Here is a 17,052-nt window from a genome sequence, read left to right on the forward strand (position 1 = left end):
CTTTGTGGGAGAACAGGCCCTTGGAAGTCAAATGGCTCGAGGATTTCCTGGCGCTGGCCGGAACGCTCAATTTTTCGAAGGCGGCGGAAGAGCGGCATGTCACGCAATCCGCCTTCAGCCGGCGTATCAAGCAGCTTGAAGCCTGGGTTGGGGCGACGCTGGTTGACCGCGCTTCTTATCCGTCGCGGCTGACCGAGGCAGGCGTGAAGTTCGTGCCGGTGGCGCAGGAGACGCTGAAACAGCTTTACCATGCCCGGCGCACGCTTCTTCAGGAGGAGGGTGCGGATGCCAGGACCGTTCGGCTGACGGCCCTTCATACCCTGTCCTTCACCTTCTTTCCCGACTGGCTGAAACGGGTGAATGAGACGGCCGGGCCGCTATTTTCAGTATTGCGCCCCGATTCCGGCAGCATGGAGGAAAACCTTAATTCGCTGGTGGATGGGCAAAGCGATTTCCTTCTGACCTATGCCCATCCCGAAGTGCCGATGCTGCTTGATGCGCAGACCTTCGAGTTCCGCGTGCTGGGTGCGGAAAACATCATTCCCGTTTCCGCGCCGGCGAAAGATGGTTCGCCGTTGCATGCGCTGGTGGAAAATGCGCGAAAACCCTTTGCCTATCTGGATTATGAAAAGGCCTCTTTCTTCGGGCCTTTGCTGCGCGATCTCCTGAGCGCGCGCCTGCCGCAGTTCGAGCGGGTGCATGAGGGCAGCATGTCGGTGGGGCTGAAAGCCATGGCGATGGCGGGCTGGGGTGTCGCCTGGGTGCCGGAAAGCCTGATGCGGCACGAGCTGGATAGCGGCACGCTGGTTCGCGCCGCCGATCCCACCTTCGATATCGCCGTCGATATCAGGCTCTATCGTTCGAAGGAGAACCGCCGGCCCGTGGTCGAGCGCATCTGGGCGGTTCTCGAGGGTTAGAGCATTTCCAGGAAAAGTGGACCCCGGTTTTCCTTCCGGAAATGCGACAAACAAAACGCTTTCGATCAGATCGCCGTGCGGCGGGCGTTTTCGAGGTAGAGGGCGCGCAGGCGGCTCACCATCGGGCCGGGCTTGCCATCACCCACCGGCTTGCCGTCGATCTTCGTTACGGAAACCACGAAGTTGGAGGCGCTGGTCAGGCAGGCTTCATCGGCGTTCATCGCCTCTTCCAGCGTGAAAGGCCGCTCTTCCAGCGTGAAGCCGGCTTCCTTGGCCAGCTGCAGGGCGGCAAGGCGGGTGCAGCCGGGCAGGGTCTTGTTGCTGTTGCCGCGGGTGATGATCTTTTTATCGGCGGTGACGATGTAAGCGGTCGAGGAAGCGCCTTCGGTCACGAAACCATCCTCGATCATCCAGGCCTCGTCACAGCCTTCTGCCTTGGCGATGCGTTTTGCCATGACCTGCGGCAGCAAGCAGACGGTCTTGATGTCGCGGCGTTCCCAGCGCTGGTCGGGAACGGATTTGACGGCGATGCCTGCCTCTTCGACCGGGGTGCCGATTAGCTTCTTGGCCTGCGTGAACATGACAAGCGTCGGCTTGATATCAGCGGAGAACAGGAAGTTGCGGTCTTCCGCACCACGCGTCAGCTGCAGGTAGATCATGCCTTCGACGAGGTTGTTGTCGGCGATCAGGCGGCGTTCGGCCTCAACGATTTCCTTCGTCGTGACCGGCAGGGCCACGTCGATTTCGCGGGCGCTGCGCTCCAGCCTGGTCATATGCAGGTCGCTGTCGATCAGCTTGCCTTCGAGAACGGAGGTGACTTCATAAATGCCGTCGCCGAACAGGAAACCGCGGTCGAAGATGGAAAGGCGGGCGTCCGCCTCGGGCAGGAATTCGCCGTTGAGGTAAACGATGCGACCGGATTGGCTAGTCATGAAAACTCCGTCTGGAAAAGTCAGGCTGAAAGAAGGGTTTTAAGGGCGTCGATGGAAATGGCCTCGACCGTTGCGGCCTTGCCGGTGCCGGCATTGAAACCTGATGTCGTTGTGGCCGTGCAGAGCGAGTTGAGGATCGCCTCCTCGGTCGCCTCTATTGCGGCTTCGAAGAGCGGCGAGATCGCATCGTTGGAAAGCTCGGGATAGTCTGTGACGGCCTTGCGGCGTGCGGGCGTGCGGCGAAGGTGCTCGTCGGTGGAAAATGCCAGGGCATAATCGCCGGAGCCGTTGCTGAGTGCAGCGCCGGTGCGGGCCAGCCCACCAAAGCTTCTGGCGGCCAGGCGCTTCAGATTGCGTGACGACAGCGGCGCATCGGTTGCAACCACGATGACGATGGAGCCGTCCTTGTCTTTGTGATCAGGGCTGACATAGGGCTTGCCGCAGACCAGCAGATGGCCGCCGTAATTGGACTGCACGAGAACGCCGAGCGTATAGGTCTCCCCCGCGATGCTGGCGATGCGGGATGCAGTTCCGATGCCGCCTTTCATGCCGAAGGCCACCGTGCCCGTTCCGGCTCCAACGCCACCCTCGGCCACCGGGCCCGTGGCAGCGTTTCTCAGCGCGGCCGAAATTTCCTCGACGGTCGGACGTCCGGCGCGGATGTCGTTGAGGCGAGAATCGTTGGTCTCTCCGACGACCGCGTTGATGGACACCACTTTTTCATTACCCGGCTGCGAAAGCGTATGGAGGTTGATCGCCTCGATTGCCCGGCCGGTTGCAAGCGTATTGGTGAGGATGACAGGCGTTTCGAGTTCGCCGAGTTCCTCGATCTGGGTCGAGCCCGCAAATTTGCCGAAGCCGTTATAGACGGCGAAGGCGGCGGGCACCTTGTCCTGAAAAATATTGCCGTCATGCGGCAGGATCGCGGTTGCGCCGGTGCGGATCGTCTCGCCTTCAAGCAGGGTCGAATGGCCGATGGTCACGCCTTTGACATCGGTGATGGCATTGAGCGGGCCGGTCTCGAAATGGCCGGGCGGCAAGCCGATATCGCGCAGTCTCGGGCGGGTCGTCTGATGCATCGGGCGATCACTTTTGCGGAATGCAGGCTCAAGGTGGAACAAGCGCGGCTTACGAAAAGCTTTGCTCTGACTTGACGTTAGCCTAGTTCGCCGGGAAACGGCATCGCAAAAATGGAATAGTTTTATGCGGGCAATGGATGCGCTCAGGAGGCGCGTTGGACTGCTCCGACTTCATTTCCCAGCCATTCCCGCATCGTGACCTCCGCCTCTTTACGTGCGGGTGCGCCGATGCGGCCGCCGAAGACGGTGCATTTGAGTGCGGCGGCAACGGAGGAGAGCCGGATGGCCGCGCGGCTTTCCATGCCTTCGGCGATCGCAAGCGCAAAGGTGCCGTGGAAAATGTCACCTGCCGCCAGCGTATCAACCGCCTTGACCTGCATCGTTTCCTGAAAATGCACGGTCGGATCGCCGGCTTCCGTCCAGTAGCAGCCAGCCGGTCCGGCGGTGACCGCGATAAAGGTTTGCGGATAGCGGGCGTGCAGCACCGGCAGCATGGCTTCCACGACCTCAAGCCCCGTCAGCCGGGTGGCGGCGGGTTCGGAAAATACAATGTGGGTTGCGGCAGGTGCAAGCTTCTCAAGGGTTTCGACGGGCGCGACATCACCATCCAGAATGGCGGGTTTGCCGAGGGCGCGTGCCACCGTCAAAACATCGAGCGCCAGTTCCGGCCAGCGCACATCCACCAGAACGGCGTCGAAAGCGGCGAGGTCCGCCGGCGTGCAGGAGCGCTTCTTTTCGTGCAGCCTGTGATCGTAGAAAGGCACTATCAGCCGCTCGCCGCGATCATCGATGATGATTGTCGAGAGTGCGGAGCGTGCGCCGGCGGCGACCGTCATGCCTGTGGTGTCGATGCCGCTTTCGGCGAGGTCGCGCAGGATGCGGGTGCCGGTCTCGTCGTCACCCACAGCACCCCAAAGGCTGGCGCGGCCGCCCATGCGGTGCACGGCATAGGCTGCGCTCGACGCCATGCCTTCGGCAATCTGCAGCATCTCATAGGGCAGGACCTTGCCTTCGCCCTTCGGCATCTCGTGCACACGAAAAAGGGTGTCGAGCACGGCGGCGCCCACGCACAGCACATGCCTGCGGCTCTCGTGTTCGCTGTCCATGCCCGTCACCCTTCTCAGTTCTCAGATGCGCTTGCCGTTTGCCTTATCGAAGAGATGCACCATTTCCGGGTCGATGGCGATATGGATCGTATCGCCGAACCGCACGTCCAGCCGTTCGCGGAACAGGCAGGCGATCTCGTCGCCCTTGCAGTTCAGCTTGGCGTAGATTTCCGAGCCGGTGCCTTCGACCAGTTCAACCCGGCCTTCGATGCCGCCGCTTGCCGCGCGGATATGTTCCGGGCGCACGCCGTAGACGAGGTCGCGGCCGCCCAGTGCGGCGATATCGGCGTTGGCGGGCAGGGGAAGGCTGAGGCCCTTCACCGTGCGGAACACGCCTTCTTCAACGCGGCCACGAATGAAGTTCATGGCGGGCGAACCGATGAAACCGGCGACGAAAAGGTTGGCCGGGCGGTCGTAAAGCTCGAGCGGCGCGCCGATCTGTTCGATAACGCCGTCATGCAAGACCACAATCTTGTCGGCCATGGTCATGGCTTCCACCTGGTCGTGGGTGACGTAGATGGTGGTGGTGCCGATGCGCTGGTGCATGGCCTTGATCTCGCCGCGCATCTGCACGCGCAGCTTGGCGTCAAGGTTGGAGAGCGGTTCGTCGAACAGGAAGACCTGCGGATCGCGCACCAGCGCACGGCCCATGGCGACACGCTGGCGCTGGCCGCCGGAAAGCTGGCGCGGGTAGCGATCAAGCAGCTTCTCCAGCCCCAGAATGGCGGCGGCCCTGTCGACCTTGGCCTTGGTTTCCTCGGCGCTCACCTTCTTCAGCTTCAGCGCGAAGCCCATATTATCCTTCACCGTCATGTGCGGATAAAGGGCGTAGTTCTGGAACACCATGGCTATATCGCGGTCACGGGCGGGCAGGTTGCTGACCTCGCGCGCGCCGATGTGGATTTCGCCGTCGCTCAGCTCTTCCAGCCCCGCAATCATGCGCAGCAGGGTGGATTTGCCGCAGCCGGAAGGGCCGACGAGCACGACGAATTCGCCGTCCTTGATGTCGATATCGATGCCGTGGATGATGTTGACCGCGCCGAAGCGCTTCTGGACGTTTAGAATATTGACCGGTGCCATGTGCAGGTTCCCGTATTTAAATTGTTGGTTCAGCCGCCCTTGACGGCGCCGGCGGTCAGGCCCGCCACGATCTGTTTCTGTGCGAACATGGTGAGCAGCAGCACCGGCAGCGTCACAATCAACGCGGCTGCGGCAAGCGGTCCCCAGCTCACCTGTTCAAAGGAGAGCATGTTGTAGACCGCGACCGGCAGGGTGCGCGTTTCACGGCTGGCCAGCACGATGCCGAACACGAAGTTGTTCCATGAGAAGATGACCGCGAGGATGAAGGAAACGACGATGCCGGGCTTGGCAATCGGCAGCGCCACCAGCCTGAACACCTGCCAGGAGGATGCGCCGTCGATGCTTGCGGCTTCTTCCAGCTCCTTCGGTGTGGTTTCGAAATAACCGATCATGATCCAGACGACGATAGGCACCGTCACGACAAGATGGATGATGATCTGCGGCCAGAGTGTGCCGAGCAGGTTCAGCCATTGGAACAGCAGGAACAGCGGAATGAGGAAGGAAAGGCCAGGCGTCATGCGGGCGATCATGATGACGACGGCGGATTTTTCCGCCTTCAGCCTTGCGATGCCGTAGCCGGCGGGCACGCCGATGACAAGCGCCAGAATGGTGGCCGCACCGGTGACGAGGACCGAATTCCAGAAATAGAGGAAGAAATTATTCTCCTCGAACACCTTCACATAATTCGACCAGGCGAAACGTTCGGGAATGAGTATTGGCGGGTAGGCGCCGTTGTCGATTTCATATTTCAGCGACAGCGAGATCATCCACATGAAGAACAGGATGACCGGCGAGATCATCACCAGCGCCACGAAGAACAGGCCGATGCGATCAAGCGTCTTGCGTTTCAGGATTTTTGCAGACATCAGCGATCCTCCATCTCGTTCCATTGCGAGCGCTGGCGCACCATCAGAAGCACGAAGGAGAGCGCCACGATGATGATGAAGAAGACGACGGCCATGGCCGAGCCGTAACCGATGTCGTAATAGGCGAATGCCGTGTTGTAGAGATAGATGTTGATGGTTTCAGACGCCGTGCCGGGCCCGCCTTGAGTCATCGCATAGATGATGTCGAAGCTCTTGACGGCATCGATGGAGCGGATGATGACGGCGATCATCAGAAATGGCGCAATCATCGGCATGGTGAGGTAGCGGAACTTCTGCCAGGCGTTGGCGCCGTCGATTTCGGCGCTCTCATAAGGTTCGCGCGGCACGGCAGCGAGACCACCGAGCACGATCAGCATGACCAGCGGCGTCCATTGCCAGGTTTCCACCAGCACCAGCGAGGGGATGACGGTGGACTGGTTGTAAATCCATTCCAGCGGGCCGATGCCGATGAAGGAGAGCAGATAGTTCAGGACGCCAAGCTGCGGGTGGAACATCATGGTCCAGACGAGGGCGATGGCGACCGGGGTCGCCATCATCGGCATCACGAAGACGCCGCGCAGAAAACCGCGCAGCGGAAACTGCGCATCGAAAACCAGCGCCGCCAATGTTCCGAGGAACAGCGGGGCGACGACCGACAGCACGGTATAGATGAGCGTGTGCCAAAGCGATTCCCAGAAGCGTCCGTCACTTGCGAGCCGGATGTAGTTCTCGAAACCGATAAAGCTCTGCTCCTGTCCGAGCGTCCAGCGATGCGCGCTCATCCATAGTGTAAAGACCCATGGAAAAACGATCACCGCCGAGATGACGACAAGTGCCGGTATGACGAAGGGCCAGTAGTTGGGGGCAAGCCTTGCCGGCCTGCTCCCTTCCTTGCGACTGACGCCTGTTTTGGTGTTTTCGATGCTCACGGAGGCCATTATCCCTCGCTACGCGCCAGAACGGGTGCGAACTGTTCCGTCGCCTTCTTGAGTTCGGCTGCCGGGTCTGCGCCGCCGATCATGTTGGTGAGGCCGACGCCATAGATGTCGCGGAATTCCGTGACCGGAATGATGACGGGCAGGGCAAGCTGCGAGACCTTGCCGGAACCGACGACCGCATCCAGCCAGGCGGCCGGCATCTTCACGCCTTCGCGCACCTTCTGGTCTTCAAGGATGGACTGGCGGAACGGAACGCCCGCACCGGCCTGCAACAGGCGCGCGCCCATTTCATGCGAGATCGCCCATTGGCAGAAGAGATAGGCGGCTTCCTTCTTGCTGCTGGCTTCGAGAACGCCGAGACCATCGCCGAAGGTGCCGGCGGCCTGGGTTGCCGGGCCCTTCGGCATGACGCCGTAACCGACCTTGCCGACCACGCGGGACTTTTCCGGGTTCTCGATCGGCGGTGCAAAACCGACGCCGTCAAACCACATGCCGATCTTGCCCTGCAGGAAGGCAGACTGCGCTTCCGCCCAGTTGAAGCCGGAGACGCCGGGAGGGGCGGCTTTGGTCATCAGGCGTTGATAGAGCGCTGCCGCTTCCACCGCTTCCTTGGATTCGGTATCGATCTTTCCATCCGCACCGATCGGCTTTGCGCCGTAACCCAGCATCAGCGAGGTCCAGACCGGGGTATTGGCGTTCTTCAGGCCGCGGGCGACGAAACCATAGGTGTTAGTGGAAGGATCGGTGATCTTTTCCGCCGCGGTCACCAGTTCCTCGAAGGTCTCAGGGTATTTCAGGCCCTTGGCTTCAAAGAGTTCCTTGTTCCAGTAGACGATCCAGTAATCCACCGAGAAGGGCAGCGAGCGCAGCACGCCGTCGCTATCCTTGGCAAACAGCATGCCGGCCTCGGCGAAATCCTTCTCGACCAGCGACGGATCGGTGAGCGACGGGTCCTTCAGGAAGCCGCTGATATCGGCAAGCCACTTGCCTTTTTCGAACTGGCGCTTCTGAACGTGGTAGCTCAGATGCACCACATCGAAGCTCGGCTTGCCGGAGGAAAGCTCGATTACGACCTTCTGGCGCTGCTGCTGCTCAGGCGTTGCTTCGGCATTGACCTTGATGCCGGTCAGTTCCTCGAATTCGCCGAGATATTTGATGAGCGTTTCGCTGCGCGGGCTTTTGACGAGATTGACCTCAAGGGTGGTGCCGGCGTGTTTCTTCCAGTTCACCGCCGCCGATGCCGGGCGAATGCCAAGCATCGCGCTGCCGCCGATCGCTGCCGTGCCTGCCAGAAAGGCGCGGCGCGTGGGGTTGAGCAATGAATGCGTCATGTCTGTTCTCCTCCAGTTAGCCGGAAATTCTCCTCACCCCGGCTTGTTGCTTATTTTCATGCAATTCCGGCGCAGGACCCTCTGTGTTCCTGCCGGAATTGCCCTATACCGCCAGCGCCCTGTCCCTTGCGTTGCGGATATGGGCGGTCAGCCGCTCCACGGCGTCTTCGACAGACCGTTTCTCGATGGCTTCGAGAATGGCGAGATGTTCCTTCATCACCGATTTCACATGGCCGGCAATGCGGAAGCGCTCCTGATTGATGAGGCGCATCTTGATGGAATTGACCCGGTAAGCATTCGAGATGATCGAATTGCCGAGACTATCGATGAAGGCGTCGTGCATGCCCCAGTCCACCTGCTGTGCGTGCTGGTCAAGCTCCGGCGATTCACCGCCCTTTTCAGCCGCTTCGGCGATATCGCGATGCTGTTTAAGGAGCTTCGCGATGGTCTCGTCGGAGGCCGAACGGGTAAAGAGCGCCACGGCCTCCTTCTCGAGAAAGATACGGAACTGGAACGCTTCGCGGATGAGGTTGATGTCGATATGGGCGACCTGCAACCCGCGCTGCGGCACGGTCTTGATCAGACCTTCCGCCTCCAGCCGTGGAATTGCTTCCCGGATCGCCCCTAGCGGCAGACCCGTCAATTCCACGAGGCGGCGTTGCGAGATGAATTGCCCCGGGCGAACGTCGCGCGAGAGAAGGTGATGCGTAAAGCTTTCATACGCCCGTTCCCGCAATGTCTGTTCGCCGGTATCGTCCATGCTCAACCCTTCAAGGTCTGTTCAGGCGGCCTGTTTGCGAAACAGCGCATCAAATGCACCTTCGATCTGCCGCCGGTCCTCCGGTGAAATGGCAACGAGCGGCGCGCGCACGTCAGACCAGATATTTTCCCCTGTCGTGTGTGATACCAGCACCTTGACGGCTGGTGTAACCGGGAATTTCAGAAGTTCCACAACAAGATCGACGATGCGTGGGTCGTCCTTGCCGTCAACGGCCATGGCGCGCACTTCCTGCGTCAGGAAATTGGCGACGCCTGATATCGCGCCCTGACCGCCGAGGCGAACGCCCTTGGCGAGATCGCGCTCATCGCCAATCAGGATGGCGAGGTCGCCGTGCTCTTTCAGCAAACGCTCGGTATGTGCCCAATTGCCGGAGGAATCCTTCACACCGGTGACGATGCCCGGGAAGGCCTTCTTGAGACGACCCACCAGTTCCACCGACAGTGTCACCATGGTCACGGAAGGGATGTTGTAGACGAGAATGTCGCGTGCGCCCTTGCCGATCTTTTCGAAAACCGCCGAGAACCAGGCAAACAGGCCGTCATCGCTGACGTTCTTGAAATAGGAGGGCGGGGCGAGAAGAATGTTGCGGGCGCCTGCGCTCAACGCCTCGGCGGATTGTTCGGCCGCGTCCTCGATGGAATCCACGAGAACGCCCGTGACGAGACGGGAGGGTGCAATGCCTGCCTCGATGAAGCGGGAGAGAATGACCTGCCGTTCGCGGCTGCCGACGGAGCATCCCTCGCCGGTGGTGCCAAAGAGTGTGACGCTGTCGCAGCCATTTGCAAGGCAACGGCGGGCATGGGCGATCATGGCTTGGATATCGACGGTTCCGTCAGTTTTGAAAGGGGTCGTCAGGGCTGCCGAAAGGCCGAATTTCTGGGTCAATTAAGATGCTCCTCCAAGATGGCTGCAGATTGATGGCATACTGACATGTTAGTTGTAAAGAGCTAATTGCAACACGATTATTCGCCGGGTGAAAATGAAGGGAGTTTGTTGTGAACTCTGGCTGGAGAGCGGTTTTGCGAAGGGAAAGTGACAGGATGGTTATACTGGTCCGTGCCGACGCGGCTTTTCCGCCACGCTCTCGGCCTATCCTCTTGGCAAGGTGGGTGAATAAATGCAAAAATAAATTTGACTGTTTGAGTAAAGATTTTTATCAGGCGATCTGATTGTGGGATAAAGGGAAATATCATGAGCATTGTGGAGCCGTCAGCGCCTGTGGAAGAGATCGAGCAGAGCCGCGTAAAGCGCCTGAGAGCGGCAACGCGTGGTGCGCATGGCGAACTCGATGCCTTCATCATGGCGGCCAAGCCGTTCGAGAGCCGGGAGAACTTCGGCAAATTCGTGGAAACGCAATATCTTTTCCATCGCGACCTCGATGCTTTCTTCTCCAACGCAACGCTCGATAGCCTGCTACCCGATCTCAAGGGTCGCCGTCGTCTCTCCATGATCGAGCAGGACCTTGCCGATCTCGGTCACGCTATTCCCGAAACCACAGCGCCGCGCTTTACCGGCGAAACGCCATTCGATCTGCCGGAGGCCATGGGCTGGCTTTACGTGGTCGAAGGATCCAATCTAGGCGCGGCTTTCCTCCTGAAAGATGCGGCGAAGCTCGGTCTTGGCGAAGAATTCGGCGCGCGCCATCTGGCCGGTGCTCCGGAAGGGCGCGGCCTGCACTGGCGCACTTTCACTGCCGCGCTCGATGAAGTTTCGCTGACGGTCGAAGAGGAAGAGCGGGTTGTCGCCGGCGCCGAAGCTGCCTTTCGGGCGGTTCATGCCTATGCGCAGCAGCGGCTGGGTTGAGTTTTTGACATAGCTCTTTTAAGAGCTATCCACGATTGATCGAAATTTCTAAAGCCCAATGCCGTCATCCTCGGGCTTGTCCCGAGGATTTGCAACCGTTTGATTTTACTGAACGTGGATAGATCCTCGGGACAAGCCCGAGGATGACGAAGAGTGTGAAGCGCCCCTTGCCGCACTTCAGGCCCATTGCGAAAGCCTCCCCTCTTACCCCTCTCGCATTCCATTTATGCCGAATAAACAGGCAAATATTTTGACCAAATGATAAATTTTTTATCTTTTGGTCAAGGCTCGAAGCGCTCCCGAAATTTTATCCATTTGATAAAATTATTTTATTTGGTCTGGCACAGAACCTGCTACTCTTTTGTCAAGTCAGGAGACACCTGACGCTAAAAAGGGAACAGCAAAATGGAAGTTGGTGTTTTTATCCCGATCGGGAACAATGGGTGGCTTCTTTCCGAAAACGCGCCGCAATACAAACCGAGCTTCGACCTGAACAAGGCGATCACGCTGAAGGCGGAGCAATATGGTTTCGACTTTGCGCTGTCGATGATCAAGCTGCGCGGCTTCGGCGGCAAGACCGAGTTCTGGGACTATAATCTGGAATCCTTCACGCTGATGGCGGGCCTCGCCGCCGTCACCTCCAAGATCAAGCTGTTCGGCACCGCCGCCACGCTGGTCATGCCGCCGGCCATCGTCGCGCGCATGGCGACGACGATCGACTCCATTTCCGGCGGGCGTTTCGGCATCAACCTTATTACCGGCTGGCAGCGTCCTGAATACAGCCAGATGGGGCTTTGGCCGGGCGACGATTATTTCGGCGACCGTTATGAATATCTCGGCGAATACACCACGGTGCTAAAGGAACTGCTGACGGACGGGCAATCGGACCACAAGGGCAAGTTCTTCCAGATGGATGATTGCCGGATGAAGCCGGTGCCGCAGGGTGATGTGAAGCTCATCTGCGCCGGTTCCTCCAATTCCGGCATGGCGTTTTCGGCCAAGTTCGCCGATTACAGCTTCTGCTTCGGTGTCGGCGTCAATACGCCCAAGGCTTTTGCGCCCACCAATGAGCGACTTCTGGCGGCAACCGAAAAGACCGGCCGCGACGTTAAATCCGTGGTGCTGACCATGATCCTTGCCGAGGAAAAATCCGAGGATGCCTGGGCGAAGTGGGAGCACTACAAGGCCGGTGCGGATGAGGAGGCGATCAAGTGGCTCGGCCTGCAAAGTTCTGTCGACACCAAATCCGGCTCCGATACCAATGTCCGGCACATGTCCAATCCCGTCTCGGCGGTCAATATCAACATGGGAACGCTGATTGGCTCCTATGAGGAAGTGGCGGCCATGCTGGACGAGATGAGCGAAGTGCCGGGAACGGGCGGCGTGATGCTGACCTTTGACGACTTCCTCGAAGGCGTCGAAAAATTCGGCAAATATGTGCAGCCGCTGATGAAGAGCCGGGCGCATGTTCAGGCCGAACTGGAGGCTGCGGAATGAGTGAAGCCGTCGTGGCGGGTTACAAGGGGCCGGAAAGCCGTTCGGAAAGCGTGACGCTTCCTGCCCGGCCGGAGCCGATTACCCTGAAACCCAGCGAGACCGCCGTTGTCGTGGTCGACATGCAGAACGCCTATTCGACCGAGGGCGGTTATGTCGACCTTGCCGGGTTCGACATTTCCGGGGCCAAGGGCACCATCGCCAACATCAAGAAGACGCTGGATGCGGCGCGGGCGGCGGGTGTCCAGGTCATCTATTTCCAGAATGGCTGGGACAAGGATTATGTCGAGGCGGGCGGGCCGGGTTCGCCCAACTGGCACAAGTCCAATGCGCTGAAGACAATGCGCAAAAGGCCGGAACTTCAGGGCCAGTTGCTGGCCAAGGGAACGTGGGATTATGCCATTGTCGACGAGCTGCAGCCGCAGCCCGGCGACATTCTGGTGCCGAAAACCCGCTACAGCGGTTTCTTCAACACCAATATGGACAGCGTTCTGCGCGCCCGCGGCATCCGCAATCTGGTCTTCGTCGGCATCGCCACCAATGTCTGCGTCGAAAGCTCGTTGCGCGATGCTTTCCATCTCGAATATTTCGGGGTGATGCTGGAAGATGCCACGCATCATCTCGGTCCGGACTATATCCAGCAGGCGACGGTCTACAATGTCGAGAAGTTTTTCGGCTGGGTCGCCACCGTCAATGATTTCTGCGGCGTCATCTCGCAGGCCGCACCCGTCAGGGATTGATCCCCAAAACACAAAGAGGAGAATGAAATGCCGAAGAAAATCGTCGTGCCCGCCGGTACCAGCAAACCCATCGCTCCCTTTTCGCCGGGAACCCTTGCCGATGGCGTGGTCTATGTTTCTGGCACGCTGCCCTTCGACAAGGACAATAATGTCGTGCATGTGGGCGATGCCAGCGCGCAGACGCGCCATGTTCTGGAAACCATCAAGTCCGTCATCGAAACCGCTGGCGGCACGATGGAGGACGTGACGATGAACCACATCTTCATCACCGACTGGGCGAATTACCAGGCCGTCAATACGGTCTATGCCGAATATTTCCCCGGCGACAAGCCGGCGCGTTATTGCATTCAGTGCGGCCTCGTAAAGCCCGATGCACTGGTGGAAATCGCCACTGTCGCCCATATCGGCAAATAGGGCGAAGCGGCACGATGATGCATTTCGAGGTTCATGGCCGGGCAGATCCCGAGGCGCCCACAATCCTGCTGTCATCGGGGCTGGGCGGATCGGGCGCCTATTGGGCGCCACAGATCGAAGCCCTTGCCGATCATTTCCGGATCGTCACCTACGACCATCGCGGAACCGGCAGGACCGGCGGCGAGGTGCCGGCAGAGGGCGGCATATCGGCGATGGCGGATGATGTGCTGGAGATTGTCTCGGCGCTGAAGCTCGAAAAGGTTCATTTCATGGGCCATGCGCTTGGCGGTCTGATCGGCCTCGATATCGCGCTGCGCAGGCCCGGCCTTATCGACAGGCTCGTTCTCATCAATGCCTGGAGCAAGGCCGATCCGCATTCCGGACGTTGTTTTGACGTGCGGATCGAGCTTCTGGAGAAATCCGGCGTCGAGGCTTTCGTGAAAGCCCAGCCGCTATTCCTGTATCCGGCGGCCTGGATGTCGGATCATCAGGAACGGCTGGCGCGCGACGATGCGCATGGCGTTGCGCATTTTCAGGGCAAGGCGAATGTGCTTCGGCGCATCGCGGCGCTCAGGGCCTTTGATGTCGACGCCCGCCTTGGCGAGATCGACAGCCCGGTGCTGGTGGTGGCAACCAAGGACGATCTTCTGGTGCCTTATACCCGCTCGCTGCGTCTTGCGGAGGGTTTGCCGCAAAGTGAGCTTTGCCTTCTCGATTTCGGGGCACATGCGGTCAATATCACCGAACCTGACCTTTTCAACGCGCGGCTTTTGCAGTTTCTGCTGCCGGCAACACAAACATTCTGAGGGGATTTTTTAGGACGATGACGACAGCACTGGACGACAAGGCACTCGCAACCCTCTTCACCGAGGCACGCACCCATAATGGCTGGACGGACAAGCCGGTCAGTGATGAGATGCTGCATGCGCTCTATGACCTGACGAAGATGGGGCCGACATCGGCCAATTGCTCGCCGGCGCGTTTCGTGTTCGTGCGCAGCCCGGAAGCCAAGGAAAAACTGAAGCCCGCGCTTTCTTCGGGCAATCTTGAAAAGACCATGGCCGCCCCCGTTACGGTCATCGCTGCCATCGACAGCAAATTTTACGAGAAGCTGCCGGAGCTGTTTCCCCATGCGGATGCGCGCTCATGGTTCACCTCCAGCCCTGCTGTCGCCGAGGAGACGGCGTTCCGCAATGGCACCCTGCAGGCGGGTTATCTCATTCTCGCGGCCCGCGCCTTGGGGTTGGATACCGGGGCGATGTCCGGTTTTGACAAGGCCAAGGTGGATGCGGCGTTTTTCGCAGGCACGACATGGAAGTCCAACTTCCTGATCAATCTCGGATATGGCGATCCGTCGAAACTGTTCGGCCGCCTGCCGCGTCTCGGCTTTGAAGACGCCTGTGTCCTGGCTTGATGGCCTGTTAAGGAAGGATGGGTTAGATGCGGATGATGTCTCTTGAAAAGGAAGCGGAAATGGAGACGAAGACTGCAGAGCAGCGCAGCCTCGAATACAGAAACGCCATGGCGCGGCTCGGCGCGGCGGTCAACATCGTCACCACGGACGGTGTGGCTGGGCGTGCGGGTTTTGCAGCGACGGCCGTTTGCAGCGTTTCCGACAATCCGCCCACGCTTCTCGTCTGCCTCAACCGCAATGCCTCCGCCTATAAGGTGGTGAAGAGCAACGGCGTCATCTGCGTTAACACGCTTGCCGCGCATCACGAGGTGCTGAGCACGCTTTTCGGTGGCAAGACACCCGCCGATGAACGCTTTGCTGCCGGCAGCTGGGGTGTGCTTGAAACCGGCGCGCCGGTTCTGGAAGATGCGCTGGTTTCCTTCGATTGCCGCATCCGCGAGGCCCATGATGGCGGCACGCACGATATTCTGATCTGCGATGTCGTCGATATGAAGATCAATGAGGGTGAAGAAGCGCTGCTCTATTTCAACCGGCGTTACCGGGTGCTTTGAGAGCGGTCTCTGGGGCCGGTTGATACCCTTAACTCACGATCAGCTATTGGCGCGCCGTCATCCTCGGGACAAGCCCGAGGATGACGGCGGAGCTTTCTTTTCACGTCAGTAAGAAGGGCGCTCCCGGAGACCGGAAACGCCCTTTCTCTTATTTGATCAGCGGCAGAAGGTCGTTGATCGACTTCTTGGCGTCACCGTAGAACATGCGCGTATTGTCCTTGTAGAACAGCGGGTTCTCGATGCCGGAGTAACCCGTGCCCTGGCCGCGCTTGGAGACGATGACGAGCTTGGACTTCCACACTTCCAGAACCGGCATGCCGGCGATGGGCGAGTTGGGATCGTCCTGGGCCGCAGGGTTGACGATGTCGTTGGAGCCGATGACGATGACGACGTCGGTATTGGGGAAATCGTCGTTGATCTCGTCCATTTCCAGCACGATGTCGTAAGGCACCTTTGCTTCGGCTAGCAGCACGTTCATGTGGCCGGGAAGGCGGCCTGCCACCGGGTGGATGGCGAAACGCACTGCCTTGCCGTCGGCGCGCAGCTTGCGGGTCAGTTCGGAGACTGCACTTTGCGCCTGCGCCACCGCCATGCCGTAGCCGGGAACGATAATGACGCTGTCGGCATCGTTCAGCGCCGACGCAACGCCTTCGGCATCGATGGCCACCTGTTCGCCATCGATTTCCATCGCCGGACCCGTGGTGCCGCCGAAGCCGCCGAGGATGACCGAGACGAAGGAGCGGTTCATGGCCTTGCACATGATGTAGGACAGGATCGCACCCGAGGAGCCGACCAGCGCGCCGGTGACGATCAGCAGATCGTTGCCGAGTGTGAAGCCGATTGCCGCTGCCGCCCAGCCGGAATAGCTGTTCAGCATCGAGACGACCACCGGCATGTCGGCGCCGCCGATGCCCATGATCAGGTGATAGCCGATGAAGAAGGCGGCAAGCGTCATCAGCACCAGCGTCCAGGCGCCGGCGCCGTTGCAATACATGATGAGCAGCACGAGCGACAGGATCGCAGCGCCGGCATTCAGCAGGTGCCCGCCCGGCAGCTTCTTCGCCTTGCCGTCCACCTTGCCGGCAAGCTTGCCGAAGGCGACGACGGAACCGGTGAAGGTGACCGCGCCGATGAAGACGCCAAGGAAGACCTCGACCTTCATGATCGCCAGTTCCACCGGCGTCTTGTGGGCGAGGATGGCGGAAAAGCCTGTCAGCAGCGAACGCGCCGTCTCATCGAGCGAGGCGACATGCGCTTCCTCGATATGGGCGTTGAAGCCGATGAAGACGGCGGCAAGACCGACGAAAGAATGGAGGGCTGCAACAAGCTGCGGCATCTCGGTCATCTGCACGCGGCTTGCAACGAAGTAGCCGAGAACGGAACCGCCCGCCAGCATCAGAAGCACGACGAGCCACTGCCCGACGCCCTTGCTGATCTCAGGGCCGAAGACGGTGGCGACAATGGCGAGACCCATGCCCACGATGCCGTACCAGACGGCGCGTTTGGCGCTTTCCTGTCCGGAAAGTCCGCCGAGAGAAAGGATGAAAAGAACGGCTGCGGCAACATAGGCCGCGGAAACGATACCAATGGTCATTATGTGTCCCCT

18 protein-coding genes are annotated in these 17,052 nt (G+C 59.7%); 8 read left to right on the forward strand and 10 right to left on the reverse strand.

Features of this window, described 5'->3' with window-relative positions:
• Window positions 1-20 precede the first annotated feature (20 nt).
• Window positions 21-917: a LysR substrate-binding domain-containing protein gene (locus CFB10_RS15385; RefSeq protein ID WP_003503993.1), complete on the forward strand. Its 897-nt coding sequence runs from the start codon at window positions 21-23 to the stop codon at window positions 915-917.
• Window positions 918-982: 65 nt separating this feature from the next.
• Here the strand turns inward: CFB10_RS15385 and CFB10_RS15390 are convergent, their stop codons facing one another.
• The 9 genes from CFB10_RS15390 to CFB10_RS15430 form a co-directional block, all read right to left on the reverse strand.
• Window positions 983-1,849: a D-amino-acid transaminase gene (locus tag CFB10_RS15390; RefSeq protein WP_020011700.1), complete on the reverse strand. Its 867-nt coding sequence runs from the start codon at window positions 1,847-1,849 to the stop codon at window positions 983-985.
• A gap of 20 nt (window positions 1,850-1,869) precedes the next feature.
• On the reverse strand, window positions 1,870-2,928 hold the full coding sequence (locus CFB10_RS15395; RefSeq protein ID WP_020011699.1) for a P1 family peptidase: 1,059 nt from the start codon (window positions 2,926-2,928) through the stop codon (window positions 1,870-1,872).
• A gap of 143 nt (window positions 2,929-3,071) precedes the next feature.
• A complete protein-coding gene (locus tag CFB10_RS15400) occupies window positions 3,072-4,034 on the reverse strand; it encodes a sugar kinase (RefSeq protein WP_020011698.1) in 963 nt (320 codons plus the stop codon).
• Window positions 4,035-4,055: 21 nt separating this feature from the next.
• Window positions 4,056-5,114, reverse strand: a complete 1,059-nt coding sequence (locus CFB10_RS15405) for an ABC transporter ATP-binding protein (protein ID WP_020011697.1) — start codon at window positions 5,112-5,114, stop codon at window positions 4,056-4,058.
• A 29-nt stretch (window positions 5,115-5,143) separates the two neighbouring features.
• The gene (locus CFB10_RS15410) at window positions 5,144-5,965 is read right to left on the reverse strand and encodes a carbohydrate ABC transporter permease (protein WP_026363927.1); all 822 of its coding nucleotides are present in this window, start codon (window positions 5,963-5,965) and stop codon (window positions 5,144-5,146) included.
• 14 nt (window positions 5,966-5,979) lie between these two features.
• Complete coding sequence (locus CFB10_RS15415; protein WP_020011696.1) at window positions 5,980-6,918, reverse strand: carbohydrate ABC transporter permease; 939 nt, start codon at window positions 6,916-6,918, stop codon at window positions 5,980-5,982.
• Complete coding sequence (locus CFB10_RS15420) at window positions 6,918-8,249, reverse strand: ABC transporter substrate-binding protein (protein WP_020011695.1); 1,332 nt, start codon at window positions 8,247-8,249, stop codon at window positions 6,918-6,920. The genes CFB10_RS15415 and CFB10_RS15420 overlap by 1 nt, the downstream gene beginning before the upstream one ends.
• A gap of 103 nt (window positions 8,250-8,352) precedes the next feature.
• Window positions 8,353-9,009: a GntR family transcriptional regulator gene (locus CFB10_RS15425; RefSeq protein WP_020011694.1), complete on the reverse strand. Its 657-nt coding sequence runs from the start codon at window positions 9,007-9,009 to the stop codon at window positions 8,353-8,355.
• A gap of 21 nt (window positions 9,010-9,030) precedes the next feature.
• A complete protein-coding gene (locus CFB10_RS15430) occupies window positions 9,031-9,915 on the reverse strand; it encodes a dihydrodipicolinate synthase family protein (protein WP_020011693.1) in 885 nt (294 codons plus the stop codon).
• Window positions 9,916-10,221: 306 nt separating this feature from the next.
• Here CFB10_RS15430 and CFB10_RS15435 point away from each other — a divergent pair, with 306 nt between their 5' ends.
• From CFB10_RS15435 to rutF, 7 genes are all read left to right on the forward strand, one after another.
• Entirely contained in the window at window positions 10,222-10,833 is a 612-nt protein-coding gene (locus tag CFB10_RS15435) for a biliverdin-producing heme oxygenase (RefSeq protein ID WP_020011692.1), read from the forward strand.
• A gap of 405 nt (window positions 10,834-11,238) precedes the next feature.
• Entirely contained in the window at window positions 11,239-12,330 is a 1,092-nt protein-coding gene (gene rutA, locus CFB10_RS15440; RefSeq protein WP_020011691.1) for a pyrimidine utilization protein A, read from the forward strand.
• The gene (gene rutB / locus CFB10_RS15445) at window positions 12,327-13,067 is read left to right on the forward strand and encodes a pyrimidine utilization protein B (RefSeq protein ID WP_003514094.1); all 741 of its coding nucleotides are present in this window, start codon (window positions 12,327-12,329) and stop codon (window positions 13,065-13,067) included. The genes rutA and rutB overlap by 4 nt, the downstream gene beginning before the upstream one ends.
• A 27-nt stretch (window positions 13,068-13,094) precedes the next feature.
• Window positions 13,095-13,481 (forward strand): pyrimidine utilization protein C, encoded by a 387-nt coding sequence (gene rutC, locus CFB10_RS15450; RefSeq protein WP_003492069.1) that lies wholly within the window; start codon window positions 13,095-13,097, stop codon window positions 13,479-13,481.
• A 14-nt stretch (window positions 13,482-13,495) separates the two neighbouring features.
• On the forward strand, window positions 13,496-14,287 hold the full coding sequence (rutD, locus tag CFB10_RS15455) for a pyrimidine utilization protein D (RefSeq protein ID WP_020011690.1): 792 nt from the start codon (window positions 13,496-13,498) through the stop codon (window positions 14,285-14,287).
• Between the two features lie 17 nt (window positions 14,288-14,304).
• The gene (locus tag CFB10_RS15460; protein ID WP_020011689.1) at window positions 14,305-14,895 is read left to right on the forward strand and encodes a malonic semialdehyde reductase; all 591 of its coding nucleotides are present in this window, start codon (window positions 14,305-14,307) and stop codon (window positions 14,893-14,895) included.
• A 26-nt stretch (window positions 14,896-14,921) separates the two neighbouring features.
• Entirely contained in the window at window positions 14,922-15,446 is a 525-nt protein-coding gene (gene rutF, locus CFB10_RS15465; protein WP_026363926.1) for an NADH-dependent FMN reductase RutF, read from the forward strand.
• 148 nt (window positions 15,447-15,594) lie between these two features.
• Here rutF and CFB10_RS15470 read toward each other — a convergent pair whose 3' ends face one another.
• The gene (locus tag CFB10_RS15470; protein WP_020011687.1) at window positions 15,595-17,040 is read right to left on the reverse strand and encodes an NAD(P)(+) transhydrogenase (Re/Si-specific) subunit beta; all 1,446 of its coding nucleotides are present in this window, start codon (window positions 17,038-17,040) and stop codon (window positions 15,595-15,597) included.
• Window positions 17,041-17,052: the final 12 nt, after the last annotated feature.

The sequence above is a fragment of the Agrobacterium sp. 719_389 genome, assembly GCF_900188475.1.
GTDB lineage: Bacteria > Pseudomonadota > Alphaproteobacteria > Rhizobiales > Rhizobiaceae > Agrobacterium > Agrobacterium radiobacter.

Coding starts and splice junctions, on each gene's coding strand:
- rutA (WP_020011691.1), top strand. CDS start 11,239: ATGGAAGTTGGTGTTTTTATCCCGATCGGGAACAATGGGTGGCTTCTT.
- CFB10_RS15425 (WP_020011694.1), bottom strand. CDS start 9,009: ATGGACGATACCGGCGAACAGACATTGCGGGAACGGGCGTATGAAAGC.
- CFB10_RS15390 (WP_020011700.1), bottom strand. CDS start 1,849: ATGACTAGCCAATCCGGTCGCATCGTTTACCTCAACGGCGAATTCCTG.
- CFB10_RS15420 (WP_020011695.1), bottom strand. CDS start 8,249: ATGACGCATTCATTGCTCAACCCCACGCGCCGCGCCTTTCTGGCAGGC.
- CFB10_RS15435 (WP_020011692.1), top strand. CDS start 10,222: ATGAGCATTGTGGAGCCGTCAGCGCCTGTGGAAGAGATCGAGCAGAGC.
- CFB10_RS15460 (WP_020011689.1), top strand. CDS start 14,305: ATGACGACAGCACTGGACGACAAGGCACTCGCAACCCTCTTCACCGAG.
- rutD (WP_020011690.1), top strand. CDS start 13,496: ATGATGCATTTCGAGGTTCATGGCCGGGCAGATCCCGAGGCGCCCACA.
- rutC (WP_003492069.1), top strand. CDS start 13,095: ATGCCGAAGAAAATCGTCGTGCCCGCCGGTACCAGCAAACCCATCGCT.
- CFB10_RS15405 (WP_020011697.1), bottom strand. CDS start 5,114: ATGGCACCGGTCAATATTCTAAACGTCCAGAAGCGCTTCGGCGCGGTC.
- CFB10_RS15395 (WP_020011699.1), bottom strand. CDS start 2,928: ATGCATCAGACGACCCGCCCGAGACTGCGCGATATCGGCTTGCCGCCC.
- CFB10_RS15400 (WP_020011698.1), bottom strand. CDS start 4,034: ATGGACAGCGAACACGAGAGCCGCAGGCATGTGCTGTGCGTGGGCGCC.
- rutB (WP_003514094.1), top strand. CDS start 12,327: ATGAGTGAAGCCGTCGTGGCGGGTTACAAGGGGCCGGAAAGCCGTTCG.
- rutF (WP_026363926.1), top strand. CDS start 14,922: ATGCGGATGATGTCTCTTGAAAAGGAAGCGGAAATGGAGACGAAGACT.
- CFB10_RS15470 (WP_020011687.1), bottom strand. CDS start 17,040: ATGACCATTGGTATCGTTTCCGCGGCCTATGTTGCCGCAGCCGTTCTT.
- CFB10_RS15415 (WP_020011696.1), bottom strand. CDS start 6,918: ATGGCCTCCGTGAGCATCGAAAACACCAAAACAGGCGTCAGTCGCAAG.